The organism is Bacteroides sp., assembly GCF_028690125.1.
Taxonomy (GTDB): domain Bacteria; phylum Bacteroidota; class Bacteroidia; order Bacteroidales; family Bacteroidaceae; genus Bacteroides.
On record NZ_JAQVBV010000086.1, the window covers coordinates 1 to 7,447 of the forward strand.

A 7,447-nucleotide genomic window follows, 5' to 3' on the forward strand; every position below is an offset into this window, starting at 1 on the left:
GCCGAAAACTCTGACATTTGATTGCCGGATTTCATGACATTGCGTTGCCGTTTTCTATGACATTACGTTGCCGAAAGTTCTGACATTTTGTTGCCGGATTTCCTGCACTTTGCGTTGCCGGTTCCAGGCTTTTGTTGCAATGCTCTTAGTAGCATGTTTGGCCGCGCTTGCAGATAACTTTGTTAACGTTGCTGTGGCGCTATTTACACCAAACATTACACCAACAAATATCGTTAGCATATTTGTTGTTTCATCATCCAGTGTCCCGTTCTCATCAAACAGTTCTTCCCATCCATATAGGTAGATGAGTTTTTGTAAAATACGCAATATATGAGCAAAATATTGTGATACATCAGCAGGCACAGCTGCAAGCATCGCAACTCCACCAGGCAAACCTGCCGCGAAAGAAATCGAACTCACCTTATTCAATTCATATTTTATGCAACTATTAGCAATTCCATCAATCACCTTTTTATCGATTCCTGCTCGTGCAGGATTGGTTACGATTGCTTGCTGCACTTGCTCTCTTGGACAACTCTTGATTAGCTCTTTTCCCAAGAACCCTTCACGATCAATCCTTACAAAAGGTAGACTTGTTGCTGCCTTAAGAACAACCTCAAATGTTCCTTGATCGTGTTGAGCCATTATACGTTCCTCCTCAATAATAGTTGATAAAGATAATTCACGGCATATACTCGTTTCCTCGTGAATTACATTTCTTCTGGCACATAACGTGTTTGTGTCCACGATGTTACCGAACCGTTCTTCGTAGGCCTGCTTCAGAGCGCGCGACGCGCACGGTGAGGGAATATTGGGGACACGATGTTAGGCGACCGAATCACTCAAACGAATTCATCCATATATAACAAGTCGTACATGTAAATATGTGTACTATCAATGTGCCATACATATTCCATATTTGCGTATAGTGCTGGTCATTTTAACAACAAATCAATAAAGTAAGCATCGATATCTTCATCACTTCGCGAAAAGAGCTCATCAGGCGATCGAAGTAAAATTCTCGCAATTCGATCAAGAAACAATGAGATGTCTCTTTGTTCACTTTCTTTCTCTCCTATTGGCGAACCGTGAACGATTGCAGATCTTACTTTATACGCCCTTTTCATCATCTGATATGTTGAGATTGTATTCGTCTCAACGCTCCTAACAGCCAGAGCAACTCTTTCTGCTATTCTGTGTGTAAGTTCTGATGTTGTTGTAGAAAACAGGCACTCAAAAGCGGTAATGTAGAAAACAATTTTCATAGGGAATATATAACTTTTCCTGGCAAACATGATAAAGTAATATGCTCTGCTTATCCGATCTGTCTCTTTCTTCTTTCGAAAGGTATTGTCTACGGGAGATTTATAGTCAATCCCATCACACAATATCTCATCAACTCCCGAATAAACTATTGCTTTTGCAGTACAATGTATTTGCTCATCTGAAAACAAGGTGCCACCACCTTCAAGAGTAGCTTTACTGAATACCTCCGATAAAGATGCCTTATATGAGAATCCATCCTCAATATCTTTCTTGTATACAAGTAGAAAACCATCGCGGACATAAATGTTACTATCATGATGTTCCCAGAGACTATTTACAAACCATTGCATTTGCCTCAAAAAGTAAAACGCACACTTTGAGCCGAGTCTATCCATCTCACTACTGTCGGGAATATCTGGAAAGCTACCACGAACAATTGCGTATGTTCTATCATGAAACTCACCAATCGAATGACTTCCAGCAACATGAGTAAATAGTGCAGACCTAATTATGTCTGCTATTGCTTCTTCACCATTTGATAACCTAGCGCCATCGAAGAGCTTGATCCCCTTATGCTTTTTGGATTCAAGCATCAAATTGTGTAGTACCGCTAAAAACACAAATTCCATATCTCACCCTGCTTTTAACCTTTGTCGCCTAACGTGTTTGTGTCCCTGATGTTTCCGAACCGTTCTTCATAGGCCTGCTTCAGAGCGCGCGACGCGCACGGTGAGGGAATATTAGGGACACGATGTTAGCCGATGCAATGCCAAACCTATGCCTACTCAATACTAACATCAGTAAACTGCATCTGTTCAGGCGAAAATAATGTGTCATTCTCAGCATTGCCATATACCGTCTCTAAGAATACTGCACTATCAAGTATTTGTTTTGTAATAAGTTTATTTTTTAGCAGTGATACATATACAGCTGCTGCAATAGCTTGGCAATTTATCGATTTCTCAGGGTTAAATGATATATCTGTAAACGAGTCATACTTTGCAATTTCCTCGCATTTTTCTTTGTAAGTGAATAAAGTATTTATGTACAACCAATTATAAAAATATGTCTTAGGCGTAATTGGAAATTGCTTCCCTTTGTAAATAAAGGATGTTAGCTCTCCACTTGTTTTAAGACGCTCATCCCTTTTTGCTTCTTTAGGAGGTAAGTGTATAATATCAGAGTATGGGCCCCCATTTCGGAATGCCTTACATGACTGGAATACCGATTCAACAGAGTATTCTTTCATAGAATGCGTTATGATTTTTAAGTTAAACGCGCTCAAAGCAACGCCCAGAGGCTCTGTTGATTTACTTGATATTTCTAGGACCTTAGCGCTAGGATTCCTTGCTAAAAAGGCCCTATGGAGGCTAGAAATAGATCTTTGTTTCTGAGCCTCAGAAAATCCAGAGAAATATTCAAATTCTACAATTTCTGTTTTATAGTATGGCGGTGAATTCGATGCAATAAAAACTGGCCGCTTAGCCATCCAGTTACCTCCAATATCGATAATCATTCCGAGGATAGAAAGGCCTTTCATCAAAGGCAACTCGGATATTTGTAGGTATACAACCACGATATGCATTAAGTGTATCACGTTTATTGAAGGATATTCTCTTGATGTATGTAATTGAAATGCTTTCAAACACGAGAACTTCTGCTTGTGGATTAGTCGGCATATATTCTTCAAGATCCAACTCCTCGCGTGTAGGAAATGGTATTTCAGCAAACATTCTTTCAAATGCCTGAAAACCTCTTCGTTCAGACAAAGGAATGGAGTATACTCTTTCAGAACCTGCGTTGTCATGACAATAAGCACAGTCATGATCTACCAAGATAATTGGATCAATAAATAGAACAGCCCACTCGACGGAAGGATTTTCTTGCCTTAATCTATAAAACATCTTATAGTTTGGAAACTCTATTGAAAGACAAATCGCATTTTCACAACCATCATATCTATAGTTATCATTCACTGATGCTTCAATATTCAATGTTGACAATTGCTCTCTTGTCAATAACCCATATCTCATAATGCTCTCCAAATTATCTGCCCTCGTGAAATGCAAGAGCCAACTAATTCCTCGTTCTCGAATAGCATTACGCATACGGTCAACCTCCATAATCGCTACAAGAATTCTGTGTCGGCTAACGTGTTTGTGTCCCCGATGTTTCCGAACCGTTCTTCGCAGGCCTGCTTCAGAGCGCGCGACGCGCACGGTGAGGGAATATTGGGGACACTATGTTATCGGAAGGAGCTCCTCACCTTTGACATTCTTTTCTGCTATAAGATCAACAAGCTCCTCAAGTTCTTTTTCCCTTGAGCAAACTAAGAATTTACCGCTATACTGGATTTCATTGAATAGCGCTCTTGCATTGATTGATTTCATCACATCATCAGACACAACAATGTGAGGTGTAATCTCATAAGTATCCTTAACACCGATGTTTTCTGAATTGCTAATGAGCATAATCGCTATTTTTCTGTTTATCGGAATAATATATTTAGGTTGCTTCCCTTCAACCATCGCTGATATGTAACAATTTTTCAGAGTGACAAACTCGATATCAGAATGGTTAATGAGAATAGTAGCATTATAATTTTCCAAGAAGTCATTGCTCGAGAAAAAGTCGACATGAGCAAGCACATCATTATGAGTATATCCACCAACAAGAAACGATAATTTGCTTTGCGTGTTGACTTGAGCTAAAAAGTAATCACTTCGCAACAAGCAGTATCGCATGAATCGGCGTATTATGTCATTATCTTTTCTTGAGATAGTCAAGGGTTTTCTCTTCTCTTTTGCATACTCATTGAACTCAACAAGTAGGTCTGCAAAGGGCCTCTCGACATTCTTGTTTAGAAAATCCTCTATTTCCTTGTTATAAAACCCAACCACTGTTCCGAGTTGATTGATTTTTCCTTCCTTGACTAGCAAATCATCTAGGTCTAGGTAGAATACTTTTTGACCATCTTTTGTTTTATGAGAAAAGCCTTTCAATAGAAACTTTGGTATCTGTGTATGCGACTTAACCAATATAACCTTCTCCTTTCCGCATTAGTTTCCCCTCTTTCCGATAACGTATATGTTTCTGCGACGTGCTGAAACCGGTACCCACGGCTGCTCCCGCTTCGGAGGCGCGCGACGCGCACCGGTTTTAGCATGTCGAAGAAACGAAGTTAGCAGTAGTTGCAACTCATTAAGCCTGCCGTGGTACCGGCAGGACGCCGGTACCACTTTACTCAAATAGGCGAATATGGTTTTTTTGCTAAGTACAAAACTATATTGTCGTTCAGTAATATTTTATTTCCCATACCAAGTATGACATTCCTAATACCATCAAAAAAACTCGTTCTCAATGGCTCTTCTAGTGCAATATGGTCACAATGAGTGCCTATATATAGAACAAATTCGTCTGCATTTAGTTCTCTGGCTTTATGATAATTTCGACACTCAAAATCAACAAAACCATGTTTATCAACATTACTGTATGCTAAGCTACAACTATAATTATATGCGGGATAAAAATACTTGTTGTATACATCTTGGATTTTAGCAAACATTTCTTCATTAGGAGTTTTATAGTCCGTTCGAGTCATCATCATTGCGAATGTTCCACCGGATTTTAGTAAATCATAAACCTTGGGGAAGCCGACTTCTTCCGGTATCCATTGAATTGTAGCTGCTGAATATACCAAATCAAAATTTTGCTGTCCAAAGTCATGTGTTTCAAAATCGGAATTTACTATATGAAAATTGGGATATGAGCTGAATTTGTTTTTTGTGAATTCTGCTAAATGCTCTCCAAGCTCAATCGCCAAATATGAACTGCCTGTTTTTAGTATCGGTTCAGTGGCTTGTCCTGTTCCGGGACCAATTTCAAGAACTGTTTTGTCTGTATCAAGTTTTGCGTACTGAATAATATCTGAGAATGCTTCATCACAATATCGAGGCCTCCATTTGTCAAATTGCTCAGGAATACTATCAAATATTTTCCTAAATTCCATGGCATTATCTCCTTTAAATTCATTTCATTATGTATAATCTCGCGATCGTAATTGTTCCCTTTGCCAATCTGTTTTGAGCATGTCCCGCCGCAGGACGCGGCGGTTTTTTGTTACTGCAATTACTGCTAACGTGAATGCCTCTGCGAAGTGCCGAAACCGGGACCTCAGCGCCCATCTTCAACGGCGCGCGACGCGCACCGGTTTTGGTATTTTGAAGAGGCGATGTTAGCCGATGTTCTTTACGGCCCCATTCACAACATTAAGGCCAGAATTGAATAATTCATCCATTGTTTTTATCGTTGCCTGTCCACCAATCTCGAATCTTCTGACTTCCGGTTTGCGTATACTATCGTTTGAATAAACAAATCTGTATTCCTTTTCTTCCTTAAAAAACAAATCTTTGCAGAACAGAAGTTTATATGAGTTTTCCACCAACATGGTATATCGTATTCCACCATCTACCTTTTCGCCCTTATTATCATGAACAAACTTCACCCATTCCAAATCAACGGGATGCATGTTGAAATAGTTAACATATCCATGTTGAATGTCTGATTTTGCACCTGACAACAACGACTCGATCAATTTGCGTGGATCTGTAAAAACGACAGCCGTATCTGCTTTGGGAAAGTGCGACTTGATAGATGTTACGAGTTCGGTTGAGAAAATCAGTTTATAGTTTTTTTCATCAATATATTCAACACAATCCGCTACATCAAACACACTTAGACAGTATACCGGTTTGTACGGCACATATTCGGCGGACAATGTAAAGGCCGTAAGCTTTATATTCGCGATTAATGAATCATCATCAAGGCTATATACACGTGCAGAAGTAGCGGCTAACTCAGCCTTTCCTTCAAATAGATCACCTTGGCCTTTGATAAACTCATTTTCTTCGATCTCTGCGAATCTTTTTGCATGTGAAAAGAAGAAATCACCGTTTGCCAATGTATTCATAAACTCAGATTCGCCAAACTTGATAAAGCATACAGGTGTCATAAAATCCTCCAAAACGTAGTAAAGAATAGCGGCTAACGTGAATGCCTCTGCGAAGTGCCGAAACCGGGACCTCAGCGCCCATCTTCAACGGCGCGCGACGCGCACCGGTTTTGGCATTTTGAAGAGGCGATGTTAGGCGCAGTTTATCCACCTTCTTGGAGAAGACCCATAGATACTAACTCTTCAGCAAGACTCAACAATTCGTTTGTCTCATTTTCGACAAAACAATCAATTATCGTTGATCTTGATGAGTACTCCTCATCATTAGGTAGTGTGTAGTCGAACCAATGTATAGGGTCATCTATTACACTACTACACGCCTCAATGATATCAACCGATCGTAACGTCATTCGTTCAACTTCGAACAAGCTTAATACTTTAACATGAGAGCATAAATATTTGTACTCATCACTCTCATAGTCAATGGCTAGTTTTTGAGCAGCTTGACGAAAAAGAATGTCTCTTCTAATATAATGATCTTCCAGAAGCACTACTATACCGAAAATACTGTCTTGTGCAAACTGTATCGCTTCATCAAAAGGGAAATATTCAATCATAAATTGGCAAGTAATGTGTCGATATACTTGAACAATAGCTGCAACTGTCTTGCTGCAGAAATCCTCAATTGCTGTCTCGTCATAAACTCTCACACGCGTAGAAGGCACCATAGATTTTGATTCTATGAGTAAACAATATTCTCCTCTCCTAACCATTACGTCCATAGTACGTTTTTCCTGACCGGAATGAACGTATCTATACTCTGATTTTACCTCGTCATATACTCCTGATTTCTGAAAAAGCATATAATTATAGTCTTCAAGAGTATGCTTCCCAAAACGTTCTCGAACAGAATTGTTGCCTTCAGTTATCCGGTATAGCAATGAACTAGTGGCTGCTTGAATTATTGTGTGGGGTAATGGTAGATAGATAGAATCATCATACATGATGAATGGATATTGATATAAGAACTTAAAACAGTAATAATAATCTTCAATACTATCACATATTGCCTTCTGTTTATCTATATATTCATTTCTACTTACCAGATAAAGTCCGTATACTTGGTGTAAATTGAGAAATAAAAAAAAGAGCCACGAGCTCGCTTTCGGTATAATAGGTTTTGCGAAACTAACAACTGAAAGGAAAGAGATCATGGCTCAAGTACATCTT

General features: G+C 39.3%; 8 protein-coding genes. All 8 read right to left on the reverse strand.

What is annotated here, in order from left to right; translation table 11 throughout:
* Positions 1-54: 54 nt before the first annotated feature.
* Entirely contained in the window at positions 55-747 is a 693-nt protein-coding gene (locus PHO71_RS24780; RefSeq protein WP_300208822.1) for a hypothetical protein, read from the reverse strand.
* A 188-nt stretch (positions 748-935) separates the two neighbouring features.
* Entirely contained in the window at positions 936-1,895 is a 960-nt protein-coding gene (locus tag PHO71_RS24785; protein WP_300208823.1) for a HEPN domain-containing protein, read from the reverse strand.
* Positions 1,896-2,047: 152 nt separating this feature from the next.
* Positions 2,048-2,809 carry a hypothetical protein gene (locus tag PHO71_RS24790; RefSeq protein WP_300208825.1) on the reverse strand — a complete coding sequence of 254 codons (762 nt, stop codon included), beginning with the start codon at positions 2,807-2,809 and terminating at the stop codon, positions 2,048-2,050.
* Complete coding sequence (locus PHO71_RS24795; RefSeq protein WP_300208827.1) at positions 2,760-3,389, reverse strand: DarT ssDNA thymidine ADP-ribosyltransferase family protein; 630 nt, start codon at positions 3,387-3,389, stop codon at positions 2,760-2,762. Before PHO71_RS24795 ends, PHO71_RS24790 begins: the two co-directional genes overlap by 50 nt.
* A 117-nt stretch (positions 3,390-3,506) precedes the next feature.
* Positions 3,507-4,304, reverse strand: a complete 798-nt coding sequence (locus tag PHO71_RS24800) for a DUF4238 domain-containing protein (RefSeq protein WP_300208829.1) — start codon at positions 4,302-4,304, stop codon at positions 3,507-3,509.
* A 206-nt stretch (positions 4,305-4,510) separates the two neighbouring features.
* Positions 4,511-5,275, reverse strand: coding sequence for a class I SAM-dependent methyltransferase (locus tag PHO71_RS24805; RefSeq protein ID WP_300208831.1), 765 nt, complete (start codon positions 5,273-5,275; stop codon positions 4,511-4,513).
* A gap of 225 nt (positions 5,276-5,500) precedes the next feature.
* Complete coding sequence (locus PHO71_RS24810; RefSeq protein ID WP_300208833.1) at positions 5,501-6,277, reverse strand: hypothetical protein; 777 nt, start codon at positions 6,275-6,277, stop codon at positions 5,501-5,503.
* A 143-nt stretch (positions 6,278-6,420) separates the two neighbouring features.
* A complete protein-coding gene (locus tag PHO71_RS24815; RefSeq protein ID WP_300208835.1) occupies positions 6,421-7,221 on the reverse strand; it encodes a hypothetical protein in 801 nt (266 codons plus the stop codon).
* Positions 7,222-7,447 lie beyond the last annotated feature (226 nt).